We start from the raw sequence: 15,312 nt of genomic DNA, 5'->3' as shown, positions 1-15,312 counted from the left end.
GGTCCCCACAGTAGCGGCTTGAAACACCGCGCGGAATTACCTGCCGTCAACGTCGGGTATCGCTGCGACTGGCGGCAATGTTGCAACCGGACGGACCGAAACAATCAATCTTGGTGACACGTGGGCGTTACCGGCCGTTATCTGATCGAATCCCAAATTCACCCGCGGCGGGTTCGTCCACTTTTTGTCCAGAAATTCCCGGCACGCTCAACCCGCGCATCCGGGATCGGACCAGTCGGTGGCGCCGTGGCTTCCGTCCGCACGAACCACCTTCACCTGCACACACAACTCCGTGCCCGCCGTGCCGGGCAGAACGAGCTCAGCGGAGTCGGCGGTGCCGTGCTGCCCGCCGTCGGGTGTCTGCCATGCGAACGTGTCGGTCGCGAGCTGCGCCGAGTAATTCCAGGTGAACCGAACCGAACCGTCGCCGGTGCGGGTCGCGGTGATGGCGGGCATGCCAGGAGGTGAGTCCGCACCAGGAAGACCCGCGTCCTGCATCGCCCCGCCCGGATCGTCGACCTGGGCGTTGTCGTCGGTCTCGGTGCCTGTCGGGTCGTTGGCGAACATCAGTGCGCCAAACCCGACCACTGCCGCCAGTACACCCGCAAGGGCGAATACGGGCCAGCGTTTGCGTGGTGGTGATTCAACCGGCTCGGGATCGCGTGGCCGGTGCTGGGTTTGCGCGACAGGCGCCTCGTCCCTCGGTATCTCGCGCGCAACGGTATGTCCCGGCAGGACAGTGGCCGCGGGTGGTTCCGGTGCCGGCCGACGGTCGGGTGGACGCCGCGGACGGACCTGCGTGGCACCGTGTTCCGGTTCCTGTACCGGGGAAACAGGCGTCGGCGCGGTTGGCAGGCTGGTACGGAACTCCACCTCGTCGTGGTCGAGTCCACGACGACGCTTCAGCTCCTGCAGTTCACTGCCGAGTGCGCTCGCGGTGCGCTGCCGGTTCGAGGCATGCGGCGCCAACGCCCGCCGCAGGATCTCCTCGAGTTCTCCCGGCACCTCCTGCCGGCCGAGGGGCGGCAACGGCATGGCCACGATCCGCTCGATCATCGCCTCGATCGTGTCGCCGTTCGGTACCCAGAACGGCGAGTGCCCGACGAGGAGGTGCCACAGCGTCGCACCGAGCGAGTACACATCGGACAGCACACCCGCGGTGCCCCCTCGGACCACCTCCGGCGGCGACCACGGCACCGACATCGCGACCTCGTCCGTGGTCTGCTCGCTCGCCATGCGCCCGGCGATACCGAAGTCGGCGAGCCGCGGTTGGCCCCACTGATCGGTCAGGATGTTGGCCGGCTTGATGTCCCGGTGGAGGATCGAGGCCTGGTGCGCGGCGGCGACGGCGCTCGCCAGCTGGATGCCGACCGTGAGGACCTCGTTCACCGTGAACTGCCGACGCCGCGCCCGCTGCGCGTAGTTCTCGCCAGGGCAGTAGGACATCACGAGATACGGCCGGCCATCCGGGGTGACCGCAGCGGTATACACCGTCACGATGTGCGGGTGGTCACCCAACAGCGCGATCGCGTTCGCCTCGTCGGTGAACTGCCTGCGCACCTGCTCGCCGAGCCCGTCCTTGAGCACCTTGACCGCGACCGGGCGCGTCAGGCGAAGCTCGAGGTACTGGTACACATCCGCGTAGCCACCGGACCCGACATGCCGTACGAAGCGGTAGCCGGGAATCTCCGGTGGTGGCGCGGCGGTCACGACGTCGCCTCGAAGCGGAAGCGAATGTCCTCGGACAGCAGGATCTCCGTGCCGTGCTGGATCTCCACGGGAACCCGCGGCACGAGTGCCGACGTGTGACCGTCCGGCGTGGCCATGAGAGTGCCGTTGGTCGAGCCGAGGTCGACGACCAGCACCTGCCAGCCGCTGAGCCGCACTTCCACGTGGTTGGCGGAGATGTCCGGCCGGTGGAGCGCGATGCGGTCCACGTCGCCCTGTCCGGTGGGCGCACGGCCGAACACGACGCCGCGGTCGAGCGGTATCGGCTCCGGATCCGTTGACAACACAAGCAGTCCGAGGCGAGGCCTGGTCGTCTGGAACGGCTCCTGGCTGACCACCGCGTCGCCGCACACCCGGCACCTGTCCGCGCCGACCGCGTTCAGGTGTCCCGTCGCACACCGGACCGCGCTGACCACCGCGCCGCCGCCCGCGCGACGTGGCCGCTGGACAGTGGCGCTGAGGTCAGGTTGCTTCTCCGGCACGGACGCCTCGACCCACGGCGTACCACGTCCCGCCGGTGCCCACGGTAGATGCTCGATCACGCCGGTGCCGGACGGCTGGACATGCGCCGGCGCGGGCGGTTTCTCGGGCCAGGGCGCTACGGGGGCGAGGTTTTCCAAGCGGGTCGTCGACTCGGCGACCGACTGCGCCCGCGGGGGTGTACCTGGTGTCCGGCTCATGGCGAACAGGTCGTCGTAGTGCATGCTCGCTTCGCCAGGTTCGACGGCTTGGCTTCGCTGCGGCGCGCGGGGTTCCACCACGACGGGAGCGGGCGTCGCCTCGGTGTTCCGGGGGATGTGCACCGCCGAGGCAAGAGCCATGCCGCACCGTAGGGGCAAGGCCGGTTCGTCCGTGGCACGACCAGCAGCGAGAAGGGCGAGGCGGGCGGTACCGGCCGGGATCGTGAGTTCGTGCCACGTCGGCGTGGCAGGAGATTCGACCGGCGACCGATCTCCTGCCGAGTCGACCAACTCGACCGTCACCGCGCCTCTGACCAGCACCCGGTCTCCAGACCACAGCGCGAACGCCCCGACCCCGCGCAGTCCTTCGTGGACGATCGCACCGAGCAGGTCGTCCAGGCTCGCGTCGGCCGCGACCAACCGCCAGCATTCGGTCACCCATGCGGTGTCCGGCGCCGCGTCGGTGAACAGGGTCAGCTCCGGCCCGGCCAGGACCGTCCACGAACCGGGGACATAGGAGTTCGACACCGTCAGCCTCCTGCCCGAGCACGAGGTGTGGTCGTGCCGACCGGTTCGCTCGGGGAAGCGACGTGGTCGACGACCAGCACGGTGACGTTGTCGCGTCCTCCCGCGGCGAGTGCCAGGCCGACAAGCCGATCCGCGGCCGCCTGGGGCACCGGTTCGTCGGCCAGCACATGCGCGATCAGGTCGTCCGCCAGCTCGCGCGTGAGGCCGTCGGAACAGATGAGGAAACGCTCCCCCGGCGTCGGCGGAAAAACGCGGATGTCGGGGTCCACGAAGTCCTGCGTGCCGAGCGCGCGGGTGACGAAATGCGCGAGTGGATGATCCAGCGCTTCCCGAGGAGTGATCTCGCCCGCCGCAACGAGTTCGGCGACATGGGAATGGTCCTCGGTGAGCTGGGTCAGCGTTCCGTCCGCGAACCGGTAGACCCGGGAGTCGCCGATGTTGAACACCAACCAGTGGGTGGAACCCGCCACCTGCACGAGGCACAACCCCGTCACGGTGGTGCCCATGTCGGACTGCGCTGGATTGCGAGCGGCGCTGTCGATGATCGCCTGGTTGGCGTCGGCCAGCACGGTTCGCACGTCATCCGGTCGCAGCGTTGGCCGTTCCGCGAGCCCGGCGAGTCGCGCGACCACGAGGGCGCTCGCGACCTCACCGGCGGCGTGCCCGCCCATGCCGTCCGCGACCGCGAACACACATCCGGCCATGAGGTGACTGTCCTGATTGGACACACGGACGCGACCGGCGTCCGTGCCGCCTCCTGCCACGATCACCGGCTCGCCGATCACACCGGCACCGCCAGGACAGCCCTGATCCGCGCGGCCGCATCCGCCGGCGTGCACGGATGTCCCTGGTTCGGGTTGTTCACCGAGTCCGAGATGTACCACTCACCGGTCGCCGAGGTCGCGACCGCGGCACGGACCACACCGGACCGAACCACGACCGCCGTGTCGCGAGTTCCAGCAAGGCAGGCGTCGACGAACCCCACCACCTGGTCCGAGAGGTCACGTGCGGGGTCCAACGGCGTCACCGCGTACTGCCCGAGCCCGACCGGTTGCACCGCGATCCCGAACCTGGGCCCGGTGAACAGGTGCAACAGCACGGGACCACCGGCTCGCCGGCCGAGCACGTCGGTACCCCTGGTCGCGGCCGACAGAGCGCCGATCACACCAACCAGTTCGTTCGACGGCACCACCCGGTCCGCGTCCCTCGCGCACAACCCGCGAGCGAGCAGCGACGCGAGGCCGGCGGCGGCGTTCCGCTCGGCGTCCGGTCCGTCCGGAAGCCCGAGCTGCTCGCGAACGGCGACATGCTCCGGCTCGTAGGAACGCAGCAGGAACTGGATCTCCGCGTACGTGAGCACGAGCTGTGCGGACATGGGCCGGCCTCCTAGAAACCGAAGAGGTTCGCGACGGCGTCGACTCCACCGGTCACCGCATCGCCGACCGAGTCGGCGACGGTGTCGGCGAAGTCGCTCATTCCGTCCGCGATGCGGGTGGGCAGCTCGGGATCGATCGCGACAACGGCATCGAACGCGAAATGCGCGGCTGTCGCGACCACCGCGGCCGCGCCAAGTGGTGGGAACACCAACGCGCCAACCCCGAGACCAAGCTCGACGACACCGAGCACGGTGTCCACCCCGGCATTGACGGTGTCAGCGCGATTGCCCCCACACGCGAGCCCGGTGGCGAACGTGTTCATATCGTCGACAAGGGAAAGAGCGCTGAGCGCGATGCCCGGCCCTTTGAGTATGTTGTCGAGCCCTTTCACCCCGGCGGCGAACGAAGCCAACTGTGGCGGCGGCTTGCCGAATGCTTTGAATGTGTCGGCGAGCAACGAGTTCGCGCCCACGACGGTGCCGAGTAGACCAATCAGCTCCCACCCGATGTCGGGTGCGGTCTCCGCACACGACACCGACCAGTCGCCCGGCACCGCTCCGCCGAACCCACCCGGGAACAGCCCGGCGTGGTCGCTGCTCGCGGCCCGCTGTTCCTGCGCGTTGGTGTGCAGGACACGAGCGGCCTCATGGTTCTGCGCCGCGGTCGAATGGAGGATGCCGGTCAGCTGATGGTGCCACTGCCACCGGAACTCCTCGGCGTCGCAACCCTCCCAGCCGGCACCGGCGAGCAACACGCTGACCTCTGTACCGATGGCGCCCAACCGCTCCGCCGACCTGGTGAGCAGGTCGCCGAGACCGTCAAGCTGGTCAGGATCGTTCCCCAGCATCCGACCCACACCAACCCCCTCCAGTCCGCAACGCCCACGTCCGACGCGGCACCACCGCGTCCGACAGTCCAGTCGCTCGAACTCACGCGAACGTTGCACCGCGGACACCCAGCGCGGTGCATCTCCGTCGCGCGGCTGCTGCTCGAACAGCCAGATCTTGACGTCGCCGTCAGGGCTCGCTTTCGGTTGTGAAGGCAGGGATCAGCTCGTCGTCCACTCCACCAGTTGACGATGACACCGTTGGGATCGGTGACATGGCTCCTCGCGTAGGGGCATCGTGATCTCGACGCCCTCGGCGTGCAGGCGCTTCTCTGCGGATTCCACGCCGGTGACGCGGGTGAGGGAGGCGAAGCCGTCCGCGGCCGCCTGTTCCTGTTCGCCGCCATCGTCGGGCCGGAGGCGACCCCTCCTCGAACCCGCTCTCGGCGACTACGCCCGCTAGCTCCGCCGGATCGTGCGTGTCCGCGGGGCGTGGGTGGCCACCAGGTTCGCCAACTGTGGGTTGACGGTGCTGATCAGGCTCACCTGCATGTGGTTGAGCCAGGCGACGGTCATGTCGTGGGTCGCGGCGTCACGCGGCAGGACCAGGAAGCGGGCCAGGCCCAGCGTGACCAGCCAGTCGTCCACCTCGGCGTGGTCGATCACGTACTCGGCGCCGGTGGCGCATCTGGCGTACACGCGTCGTGGGGCGGCACTGTCGCGCAGTGCGGGCGCGTGGCGTTCACGGAAGGAGTGCGCCTCGGCGCGGTCGCGATAGGCCTCGGGGAACATGTGACGCAGCACCTTGTCCGCCGACCTGGCCCGGCGGAGCGGTCCTCTGCGCTCCTCGTGAACCTCACCGGTTTCCAGGAAGCGGATCAGCCTGGCCACGAGCTGGGTGAGGACGTGGGCGACGTTGTCCGACATCCGCACGGCGATGCCGTCACTCGCCAGCACCGCGTCGAAGTAGTCCTCGGTGACCCCGTACTGGATGTGCTCGTCCATCATCCGTGCCGGACACTCGCGTCGAGCCCGTGCCGCTGGAAGGCGACCACCAGCTGCTCGGCCTCGCCCTGTGAGGGAAACTCCGCCACCTCCGCCGAGGTGCGGTAGTGCACCATGGCGGCCAACTGCACGGCATCGGGCAAAGCCATCGCGCACAACGTGTGCAGCAGGTGCGCGACGACCGCCAACGAGTTCAGCTGATCATTGTGGATCACAACTCGCCACACCGACTCAGTATTTCCTTGCCGCTAGTCCACGCGGACCGGGAGCTTCTCCAGGCCGCGCAACAGGGTGCTGTTGCGCCAGCGCAGGTTGTCGGCGTTGGTCGCCAGGGTCATGTTCGGGAAGCGGTCCAGGAGCCGGCCGATCGCGATCTGTCCCTCGAGGCGGGCGAGTGGTGCGCCGAGGCAGAAGTGGATGCCGTGGCCGAAGGCCATGTGGCCGCCCGCCGGACGGGTGACGTCCAGAGTTTCCGCGCCGCCACCGAAACGGGCTTCGTCGCGGTTGGCTGAGGTCACCGACACCACCACGAACTCGCCCTCCGGGATGGTCGTGCCGCCGATCTCGGTCGGTTCCACGGTGTACCGCAGCGTCGCGTGGTTGACCGGGCTGTCGTAGCGCAGGAACTCCTCGATCGCGCCGGGCAGCAGCCCGGGGTCGCCGCGGAGGGCGGCCAGCTGGTCGGGGTTGCGCAGCAGCGCGAGCACGCCGTTGGCGATGAGGTTCACCGTGGTCTCGTGCCCGGCCACCAGCAGCAGGAACGCCATCGAGACCAGCTCGACGTCGGTGAGTTCGTCGCCGTCGTCCTGGGTTTGGACCAGGGCGCTCAGCATGTCGTCTGCCGGGTTCGCGCGCTTGGCGTCGATGAGGGCACGCAGGTACCCCGACATCGCCATGCTGGCCGCACCGACGGACTCGGCGGACGCGGACACCAGTGCCGCGGACCACCCGCGGAAGTCGTCCTGGTCCGACTGTGGGACACCGAGCAGTTCGCAGATCACCGTGACCGGCAGCGGGAATGCGAACTCGTCGACCAGGTCGACCTCGCCGGACAGGCCGGCGAGCAGGTTGTCGGTGATCTCCTCGATGCGGGGCCGCAGCAGCTCGACCCGCCGCATCGTGAAGGCCTTCGCGACGAGCTTGCGCAGGCGGGTGTGGTCGGGCGGGTCACTGTTGAGCATGTGCGCGGACAGGTCCGCGCCGAACTCGTTGGTGGCCGACTTCGTCTGGTGCCGTTGGAACAGTTCCTGCACCGGCCGCATGTCCTTGTGCAGGGCTGGGTTGGCGAGCGCGTCCCGCACGTCGGCGTACCGCGTGACCACCCAGACCTTCAGCCCACGCGGCATCACCACCTCACGCACCGGCGCCTCGGTGCGTAGCCGCCGGTAGAACGTGTACGGATCCTGGATGAAGTCAGCGTCCAACGCGATGGGTGTGCTCGTGCCCGTCATCGGAGTCCCTCCTGTGGCTTACCCTCCACTTCCACTGTGGCACGACTCGGGGTGCGTTTCCCACACTCAGGCGATCTTGGTGATGCGGTTCTGCTGACCGGGGGAGACGGGTGCGGCGGCGCCGAGGTGGCTGACCAGAGCGTCGATGTCGAAGCCGGGCGCGGTGACGCGCGACGTGCCCGCGGTGAACCTGGTGAACCCGTCGCCGCCGTTGGCCAGGAAGTCGTTGCTGGTCACGCGGTAGCTCGCGGCCGGGTCGATCGGCACACCGCCCAGCGACATCGCGGTGATCTTGTCGCCGGGTGCCCTCGTGCTGTCGTAGCTGAACGAGAACCCGGCCGAGACCTGCAGGACGCGTTGCGCGATCTGCCCCGCGAAGCCAGGGAACTGCTGCTCCAGCACCTCCTTCAGCTGCGCGCCGGTGAGGGTCTGCGTGACCACCAGGTTGTTGAACGGCTGCACCGTGAAGCCCTCGCCGTAGGTCACCTCGCCGGGGGCCTCACCGCCGGAGGAGAACCCGAAGCTGAGATCCGCGCGGATACCGCCGGGGTTCATCAACGCGATCTGCGCGTCGGCGGACGCCGTGTACGCGAGTTGGGCGTCCGCGATCACATCCCCGAGCGCGCTCTCGCCCGCCGCGTTCTGGGTCCTGGTGATGTCACCGGTGATCGTGCCGACCACCCGGTTGGCGATCGGCGCGACGGCGGTCCGGTACTTGTCGACCAGACGCTTGGCCGCCGGGTCGACCAGCGCGGGGTCGCGGAGGAAGTTGCCGGCCGCGTCCCTGGCCCAGGTGCCGTCCGGCAGCCGCACGCCGTTCTCGACGATCACGTTGCGCGCGGCGATGCTGGTGAAGCGCTTGCTCTTCCGGTCGAGGCTGAACTGGATGTCGGTGACCAGGGTGCCGTTCGAGCCCGCGCTGGTGACGACCGTGTTGGCGCCGGAGGAGTTCGGCAGCGCGCAGCTGTAGAACCGGTGGGTGTGGCCGGAGACGACCAACCCGTACTCGGGCCGCAGCCCGGCCACGATGTTCGTGATGGGGCCGGCGAAGTTGGCGCAGTCGGACGGGTTCTGCGGCGTCGGCGGCGGGTTCTGCTGCCCGCCCTCGTGCACCAGCAGCACCATCGACTTGATCCCGATCCGGCGCAGGATGTCCGCGTAGCGGTTGGCCGTGCTCACCTCGTCGAGGAACTCGACGTTCTGGATCCCGGCCGGGTTGACGATGCTGGGAGTGCCCTTCAGCGTCATGCCGACGAACGCCACCGGCACGCCGCGCACGAACCGGATGTCCACCGGGGCGAGGATCGGCAGCCGTGACTTCTTGTCCACGACGTTGGCGGCCAGGTACCGGTAGTCCGCGCCGGCGAAACCGTCGCCGTCCTGGCAGCCGTCGGTCGGGTGACAGCCGCCGTACTGGAGCCGCCGGAGCTCGGTGACGCCTTCGTCGAACTCGTGGTTGCCGACCGAGGTGACGTCCATCCCGAGCTGCGACAGCGCCTCCACGCTGGGCTCGTCGTGGAACGCGGCGCTGATCAGCGGCGTCGCGCCGACCATGTCACCAGCGCCTGCGGTGATCACCTCTTCACCGGCGGCCTCGCCCGCCGCGCGGAGCCGCTTGACGTGCGTGGCAAGGAACTCGACCCCGCCGGCCGGGGTGCCGTTGACCAGCCCGCCGCTGCCCACCGGTGGCTCGAGCGCGCCGTGGAAGTCGTTGAAGCTCAGCACCCGGCCCTTGGCGGCCCCGCGCTGTGCCGTGCCGATGTCGTAGCTGACCGCCACGGGTGTCATCGGCGTCCACAGGTCCCGGTCTTCCGGAGTGGGCGGGGACGACACCAGCGGTGCCGCCACGACGAACGCTGTCACGACCCCTACGGCCACTCCAGCACGAAGTAATGACCCAACACCGGACACAGTCGGCCTCCAAGCAGCTCACGGACGGGTGCATCCTGCCTAATCAGCACCCCGAGGGCTAGCCATCCCGACCTAACTCGTGATGAACGGTTATCCAAGGAGGCTGACGGCCGTGTCGACGATGGTCGTCTCGACGTCGCGAGGACGCCAGTCGAGAAGCGTCCTGGCCTTGGTGTTGCTGACGACCGGGACGCGTCCGAGCCACGACGCGGCCGCCCGCATGACCGGGTCGTGCGCCGCGGCCGCACGCACCACGTCATCGGCCAGCTCCACGGTGGGGACGCGCGCGGCACGCTCACCGAGGTTGTCGGCGAGGATCCTGGCCAGTTCGAGCATGCTGATGAACTTCCCGCTCACCGCCAGGAACCGCTCGCCGGGCGCCCGAGGGTGCGTCATGGCGCGTACGTGCAGGTCGACGAGGTCGCGGACGTCCACCAACCCGAAGCACATCCTCGGCACGGCGGGCACTTTCCCGTCGAGCATCGCCTTCACCAGCGCGACCGACACGGACACGTGCGCGTCGAGCACCGGCCCGAGGATCCCCACCGGGTTGATCACGGTCAACTCCGGGGCCCCATCACGGACGAAGTCCCAGGCCGCGCGCTCGGCGATCACCTTGGACCTGGTGTAGGCGGTGTTGGGGTCGGCCGGATCCGTCCAGTCCTCCTCGGTGTACTCGTCGCGAGGCGTGGCGCTGTAGCCGACGGCGACGAACGAGGAGGTCATCACCACCCGCGCCACGCCCGCCTGCCGCGCGGCGGCCAGTACCCGCAACGCACCTTCACGAGCCGGCCGGACGATGATCTCGTCGTCGTCCACGGGTGCCGGCAACGGCGAGGCGATGTGCAGCACGTAGCGCACGCCAACCATCGCGGCGTCCCAGCCGTCGTCGGCGGACAGGTCGGCGACCACGACCTCCAGGCCGGCCGGGTCCGCTCCGCTGGCGGCCACGAACGCCCACACGTCCGACTGCCGCTCCGGCGACCGCACCGTGGCCCGCACCCGGTACCCGTCGGCGAGCAGACGCACGACCGCGTGGCTCCCGACGTGCCCGGTGCCACCCGTGACAAGAACCAAACCGCTCATTGTCCGTCCTTTGTAGACTCAACAGGAAGAACGGCCGCCCCCGGTTGCCTCAGCTACAAACTAGTCCTTCCAGCAACTCCACGACACGTCGCGCGGCGGGGTGCTGTGCGACGGATTTCTTGACCGCCACACCGATGTGGCGAACCGGGGTCGGGGACACCACGGCGACGGCCGTCAGATCCTTTGGCAGCTCGCCGATGCCGAGCTCCGGCACCACCGTGATCCCGATTCCCGTTGCCACGAAAGCGATCGCGGTCCGGTAGTCATGGGTCTCGACCACGAAGCGCGGCACGAAGCCGGCCTGCGCGCACGCCGAGAGCAGCACCTGACGGCACGGCCCGTCCCGTAGGTCGTTGTCCACCCAGTCCCGGCCGGCCAGGTCCGCGAGCGGCACCTCCGCCACCTCGGCGAGCGGGTCGTCGACGCGCACGACCACGCGGTACGGGTCGGCGGTCAGCCGGCGCACGTCCACGAGTGGCGAGTGCCCACCGCCCTGCTCCTCCACGAAGATGTCGACGTCCGGGTCCGCCGGCGTGAACTCGGTCATCCGCAGGTCCAGGCGAAGCTCGGGGAACTCGGCACGCAGGACGGCGACCGTCGGGGCGAGCCACGCCGCGCCCGCCGACCCGAAGTAGCCGATCGCCAGGCTGCCGACCCGTCCCTCCCGCAGGTCCCCCACCGTGCGCTCGACCCGCCCGACAGCCTCGAACAACGCCTCCGCCTCGGCGGCGAGGGCCAGCCCGGCACTCGTGGGCTCGATGCCGCGCCCGACCCGCTCGAACAACTGCAGGCCGGTTTCCCGTTGCAGTGCCGCGAGTTGCTGGCTCAACGCGGAAGGCGTGTACCCGAGAGCGGACGCGCTGGCCCGGATCGAACCGGTCGCGACGACGGCACGCAGGACGCGGAGACGTGCGATGTCCATCCCCCAACCGTACAGAGTGGCTTAACGGTTGTATAGAACTAGTCGCTTGTGCTTTACAGTCGGTCGAGCTGACGATAGGACCGTGACCGATCAACTCGTGACAGCCAGGCCGGTGGACACCGGCCGGACCGCGGCGGCCATCGTGCTCGCCGTCGTGCTCTGGGGTTCGGCGTTCATCGCCATCCGCGTCGTCGGGCATTCCCTGTCCCCCGCGCCGATGGCGTTGCTGCGCCTCGGCGTCGCCGCAGCGGCGCTCACCGTGTTGGTACTGGTCAAGGGCGCTGCCAGCGTCCGGCTGTCCCGCACGTCGTTCCTGCTGGTCGGGGCGTACGCCGTGCTGTGGCTCGCCGGCTACACCGTCGCGCTCAACGCGGGCGAGCGGTACGTCGACGCCGGGACCGCCGCGTTGCTCGTGAACCTCGCGCCGCTGCTGGTGGCGTTCGCCGCCGGGCGGTTCCTGAAGGAGGGCTTCTCCCGCCCACTGATCGCCGGTTCCCTCGTGGCCATGGGCGGGACGGCGATCATCGCGATGGGCGCCACCGCGCAGCGCAACGTCGCCGGTGTCCTGCTGTGCCTCCTGGCGGCCGCGCTGTACGCCGCCGGTGTGTTGATCCAGAAGGTCTCGCTGCGGCACGTCGACGGGCTCACCGCGATCTGGCTGGGCTGCGTCATCGCGACCGTGGTGCTCCTGCCGTGGGCGCCGCAGCTGGTCACCGAGCTGCGGGTCGCACCGGTCGGCGCCATCCTCGGCACCGTCTACATGGGAGTGTTCCCGACCGCGATCGGCTTCACCGCGTGGGCGTACGCGTTGCGCCGTATGGACGCCGGGCGCCTGTCCGCCTCCACCTACGCCGTGCCGGCCGTGTCCGTGCTGCTGTCGTGGCTGCTGCTCGCCGAGATCCCGACGGTGTACGGGCTCATCGGCGGTGCGGTCTGCCTGACGGGTGTGGCCATCTCCCGCAGGCGGTGACGCGCTAGGCGCGCGGGTCCGGGAGACGGGTGATCAGCATGCCGATCATCACCGACAGGACGGCCAGCAGTGCGGTGGTGAAGACCAGCGCGTTCCGCATGCCCGTCGAACCGGCCAGCGCCACGAACAGCGAGCCGAGCGTCGCGACGCCGATGGCGAGCGACATCTGCTGTGTCGTGGTCAGGACACCGCTGCCGACACCGGCCGCCTCGGTCGGCACGCCGGACAGGATGACCCGGAACAGCACCGGCGCGATCGCGGCCTGACCCACCCCGTACAGCAGCGCGCCGGGCGCCAGGTCGAGCACGGTGATGTTCGGCCACATCGCCAGCGTGGTCACCGTCAGCATGAGCAGCCCGACGAACTGGACGACCGCGCCCATCACCAGGACGCGGCGGCCGTAGCGGGCGACGAGCCGGCTGGTCTGCAGTGACATCACGAGGAAGCCGACCGCGGCAGGGGTCAACGCGAGGCCGGCCGTGAACGGGCTGAAGTGCAGGCCGGTCTGGAAGACCAGCGCGAACACGAACATGAACCCACCGAACCCGGCGAACACCGGCACCGCCACCAGCAGGCCGACTCGCATGGTCGGCATCCGCAGCAGTGCCGGCGGCAGCAGTGGCACGCCGCCGGCGCGTTCCAGCCTCCTCGCGACCGTGAAGTACCCGGTGGCGAGGATCGGGACGGCGATCAGCAGTGCCCAGCACCACGCGGGCCAGCCGAGCGTCCTGCCTTCCAGGAGCGGCACCAGCAACGCGATCAGCGAGCCGGCCAGCAGCAGCGTGCCCCACCGGTCGACGCCGATCGGGTCGTGCGCCCTGCTCTCCGGCAGCTTCCGGCGGATCAACAACAGCACGAACAGCCCGATGGGCACGTTGACCAGGAAGATCGGCCGCCAGCCGGTGCCCGCGAGGTCCACGGCGACGAGGACTCCGCCGAGCACCTGGCCGAGCACCATCGCCAGCCCCGCGGCCGCGCCGAGGTAGCCGAGGGTGCGTGCCCGCCGCTCCCCGACGCTGGTCGCCTGAATGATCGAGAACACCTGCGGCACCAGCAAAGCGGCCGCCGCGCCCTGCGCGACCCTGGCGAGGACGAGCACTGCTTCGTTAGGTGCGAGACCGCAGATCAGCGAGGTCATCGTGAACGCGGCGAGGCCCCACATGAGCATCCGCCGCCTGCCCAGCGCGTCCCCGAGCCGGCCGCCGATCACGAGCAGCAACGCGAAGGCGCCCCCGTAACCGGCGAGCACCCACTCCAACGTCGAGGTGGAGGCGTGCAGGTCGGACTGGATCGTGGGTAACGCGACGTTGACGATGAACAGGTCGATGGGGGCCAGCACGTAGCTGGCCAGCAGGGTCGCGAGGCTGGTGGCGGTCAGCCCGGTCCGCGTCTCCGGTAATTCGGTAAGCGAGGTCACGACACCAGGGAACGTGAGCCAGGAACCTGGAACCAGTGTGTGGTTATCCAGGTATCCGCACTACCTGCGACGGGAGACGCCGGAATTCGAGGCCCGACCAATGCCGAACCTGACGAAACGCCGGCGTACGAGAAGGCTCCACTCGCTGTTGTTCCAGGTTTCCACGTGACGGAACGCACTTTCTGACACGGAACGCCAAGGGGGGGTAAGCCGTTATATCGATTGGTCGCCGCGGAACCAGGAAGAACTGGGGCCTTTCCGGCGGTGTCAACACCCCCAGGGCACTGCTGACGTGGACAGTTCCCCTGCGCGCGACCGGAAACGCCGGCCGGATGTTCCCCCCAGCCTCCGGCCGGCGCCCCGCCGTTCCAACGCGCCGACTCGCACCCAACAGTCGCGAGTCGCGCTTTCGGCCCCTGCGAGTCGCGTTTTCGGGAATCGAACCGGGCCGCCGCTGGTTACCGTGCGCAGGAATTCGTCGCACCGACAGGGGAACCATGATCCGCGCACTCGTCGTCGACCCGTCCGCACCCGCCGGAGTGCGGCTCACCAACCGCCCCGCGCCGGTCGACGGCGTGCTGGTCGACGTGCACTACGTCTCACTGAACCTCGGCGACCTCAACGACGCGCGGTCCGGCCGCGTGCCGGCCGGCGCGGTGCTGGGCTCCGACCTGGCCGGCGTGGTGGTCCAGACGAGCCAGGACGGACCGCCCGTCGGTGCCCGTGTGGTCGCGCTGACAGCCGGTGCGTTCGCGTCACGGGTGGCCGTGGAGCCGTCCGCGCTCGCCGTCGTGCCCGAAGAGGTGGACCTGGCGCGGGCGGCCACGTTGCCGGTGGCGGGTCTCGCCGCACTGCAGTCGTTGCGGGCGGCCGGCGCCGGGCCAGGGAAGCGGGTGCTCGTCACGGGCGCGTCCGGCGGCGTCGGTCGGTTCGCGGTGCAACTGGCCAGGCACGCGGGCGCGACGGTGATCGCGTCGGTCGGTTCCCCGGCCCGTGGTGCGGGACTGGAGGCCGACGAGGTGATCGTCGGCCTGACCGGCCTGACCACTCCCGTGGACATCGTGATCGACAACGTGGGCGGGCCGCAGCTCGTCGAGGCGTGGGGCCTCCTCGCGCCGGGTGGGAGCATCCAGAGCGTCGGCTGGAGCTCCGGCGAACCGGCGACGTTCCCGCCCTACGCGACGGTGGGACCGCCCAAGACCCTGACATCGTTCCTGATCGACACGACGACAGCGGGCCCCGACCTCGCCGCACTGCTCACCCACGTGGCAGCGGGCCACCTACGGGTGGAACTGGGCTGGCAAGGCGACCTGGCGGACTACGAGACAGCGGCCAAGGCCCTACGCAACCGCCAGATCCAGGGCAAAGCAGTCCTACAGCCCTGACCTCGCGTGTCCAACGCTCCAGACCCG

Annotated in this window: 14 protein-coding genes; 2 read left to right on the top strand and 12 right to left on the bottom strand. The window is 69.5% G+C overall.

What is annotated here, in order from left to right; genetic code table 11:
- Nucleotides 1-207: 207 nt before the first annotated feature.
- From VF106_RS40085 to VF106_RS40035, 11 genes are all read right to left on the bottom strand, one after another.
- Nucleotides 208-1,710, bottom strand: coding sequence for a serine/threonine protein kinase (locus tag VF106_RS40085; RefSeq protein WP_330845237.1), 1,503 nt, complete (start codon nucleotides 1,708-1,710; stop codon nucleotides 208-210).
- Complete coding sequence (locus VF106_RS40080; protein ID WP_330845236.1) at nucleotides 1,707-2,936, bottom strand: FHA domain-containing protein; 1,230 nt, start codon at nucleotides 2,934-2,936, stop codon at nucleotides 1,707-1,709. Before VF106_RS40080 ends, VF106_RS40085 begins: the two co-directional genes overlap by 4 nt.
- Before the next feature lie 2 nt (nucleotides 2,937-2,938).
- A complete protein-coding gene (locus VF106_RS40075) occupies nucleotides 2,939-3,721 on the bottom strand; it encodes a PP2C family protein-serine/threonine phosphatase (protein ID WP_330845235.1) in 783 nt (260 codons plus the stop codon).
- Nucleotides 3,718-4,311: a hypothetical protein gene (locus tag VF106_RS40070; RefSeq protein WP_330845234.1), complete on the bottom strand. Its 594-nt coding sequence runs from the start codon at nucleotides 4,309-4,311 to the stop codon at nucleotides 3,718-3,720. The genes VF106_RS40075 and VF106_RS40070 overlap by 4 nt, the downstream gene beginning before the upstream one ends.
- A gap of 11 nt (nucleotides 4,312-4,322) precedes the next feature.
- Nucleotides 4,323-5,159 carry a hypothetical protein gene (locus VF106_RS40065; RefSeq protein ID WP_330845233.1) on the bottom strand — a complete coding sequence of 279 codons (837 nt, stop codon included), beginning with the start codon at nucleotides 5,157-5,159 and terminating at the stop codon, nucleotides 4,323-4,325.
- A 438-nt stretch (nucleotides 5,160-5,597) separates the two neighbouring features.
- The gene (locus VF106_RS40060) at nucleotides 5,598-6,146 is read right to left on the bottom strand and encodes a DUF2017 family protein (RefSeq protein ID WP_330845232.1); all 549 of its coding nucleotides are present in this window, start codon (nucleotides 6,144-6,146) and stop codon (nucleotides 5,598-5,600) included.
- Nucleotides 6,143-6,370, bottom strand: a complete 228-nt coding sequence (locus tag VF106_RS40055) for an ATP-dependent Clp protease adaptor ClpS (RefSeq protein ID WP_330845231.1) — start codon at nucleotides 6,368-6,370, stop codon at nucleotides 6,143-6,145. The genes VF106_RS40060 and VF106_RS40055 overlap by 4 nt, the downstream gene beginning before the upstream one ends.
- Nucleotides 6,371-6,391: 21 nt before the next feature.
- On the bottom strand, nucleotides 6,392-7,594 hold the full coding sequence (locus VF106_RS40050) for a cytochrome P450 family protein (protein ID WP_330845230.1): 1,203 nt from the start codon (nucleotides 7,592-7,594) through the stop codon (nucleotides 6,392-6,394).
- A 66-nt stretch (nucleotides 7,595-7,660) separates the two neighbouring features.
- Nucleotides 7,661-9,457, bottom strand: coding sequence for a bifunctional metallophosphatase/5'-nucleotidase (locus VF106_RS40045; RefSeq protein WP_330845229.1), 1,797 nt, complete (start codon nucleotides 9,455-9,457; stop codon nucleotides 7,661-7,663).
- A 138-nt stretch (nucleotides 9,458-9,595) separates the two neighbouring features.
- Entirely contained in the window at nucleotides 9,596-10,591 is a 996-nt protein-coding gene (locus VF106_RS40040) for an NAD-dependent epimerase/dehydratase family protein (RefSeq protein WP_330845228.1), read from the bottom strand.
- 49 nt (nucleotides 10,592-10,640) lie between these two features.
- On the bottom strand, nucleotides 10,641-11,513 hold the full coding sequence (locus tag VF106_RS40035; protein WP_330845227.1) for a LysR family transcriptional regulator: 873 nt from the start codon (nucleotides 11,511-11,513) through the stop codon (nucleotides 10,641-10,643).
- Nucleotides 11,514-11,595: 82 nt separating this feature from the next.
- Between VF106_RS40035 and VF106_RS40030 the strand changes: the two genes are divergently transcribed.
- Complete coding sequence (locus VF106_RS40030; RefSeq protein ID WP_330845226.1) at nucleotides 11,596-12,483, top strand: DMT family transporter; 888 nt, start codon at nucleotides 11,596-11,598, stop codon at nucleotides 12,481-12,483.
- Between the two features lie 4 nt (nucleotides 12,484-12,487).
- Here VF106_RS40030 and VF106_RS40025 read toward each other — a convergent pair whose 3' ends face one another.
- The gene (locus tag VF106_RS40025) at nucleotides 12,488-13,900 is read right to left on the bottom strand and encodes an MFS transporter (protein WP_330845225.1); all 1,413 of its coding nucleotides are present in this window, start codon (nucleotides 13,898-13,900) and stop codon (nucleotides 12,488-12,490) included.
- 497 nt (nucleotides 13,901-14,397) lie between these two features.
- On the opposite strand from VF106_RS40025, the gene VF106_RS40020 reads away from it, so the two are divergent.
- Nucleotides 14,398-15,285 carry a zinc-binding dehydrogenase gene (locus VF106_RS40020; protein ID WP_330845224.1) on the top strand — a complete coding sequence of 296 codons (888 nt, stop codon included), beginning with the start codon at nucleotides 14,398-14,400 and terminating at the stop codon, nucleotides 15,283-15,285.
- Nucleotides 15,286-15,312 lie beyond the last annotated feature (27 nt).

Source organism: Actinophytocola sp., from assembly GCF_036378875.1.
Taxonomy (GTDB): domain Bacteria; phylum Actinomycetota; class Actinomycetes; order Mycobacteriales; family Pseudonocardiaceae; genus Actinophytocola.
This window is presented reverse-complemented; position numbering and strand designations above follow the sequence as displayed.

Coding starts and splice junctions, on each gene's coding strand:
- VF106_RS40035 (WP_330845227.1), bottom strand. CDS start 11,513: ATGGACATCGCACGTCTCCGCGTCCTGCGTGCCGTCGTCGCGACCGGT.
- VF106_RS40040 (WP_330845228.1), bottom strand. CDS start 10,591: ATGAGCGGTTTGGTTCTTGTCACGGGTGGCACCGGGCACGTCGGGAGC.
- VF106_RS40060 (WP_330845232.1), bottom strand. CDS start 6,146: ATGATGGACGAGCACATCCAGTACGGGGTCACCGAGGACTACTTCGAC.
- VF106_RS40020 (WP_330845224.1), top strand. CDS start 14,398: ATGATCCGCGCACTCGTCGTCGACCCGTCCGCACCCGCCGGAGTGCGG.
- VF106_RS40070 (WP_330845234.1), bottom strand. CDS start 4,311: ATGTCCGCACAGCTCGTGCTCACGTACGCGGAGATCCAGTTCCTGCTG.
- VF106_RS40050 (WP_330845230.1), bottom strand. CDS start 7,594: ATGACGGGCACGAGCACACCCATCGCGTTGGACGCTGACTTCATCCAG.
- VF106_RS40065 (WP_330845233.1), bottom strand. CDS start 5,159: ATGCTGGGGAACGATCCTGACCAGCTTGACGGTCTCGGCGACCTGCTC.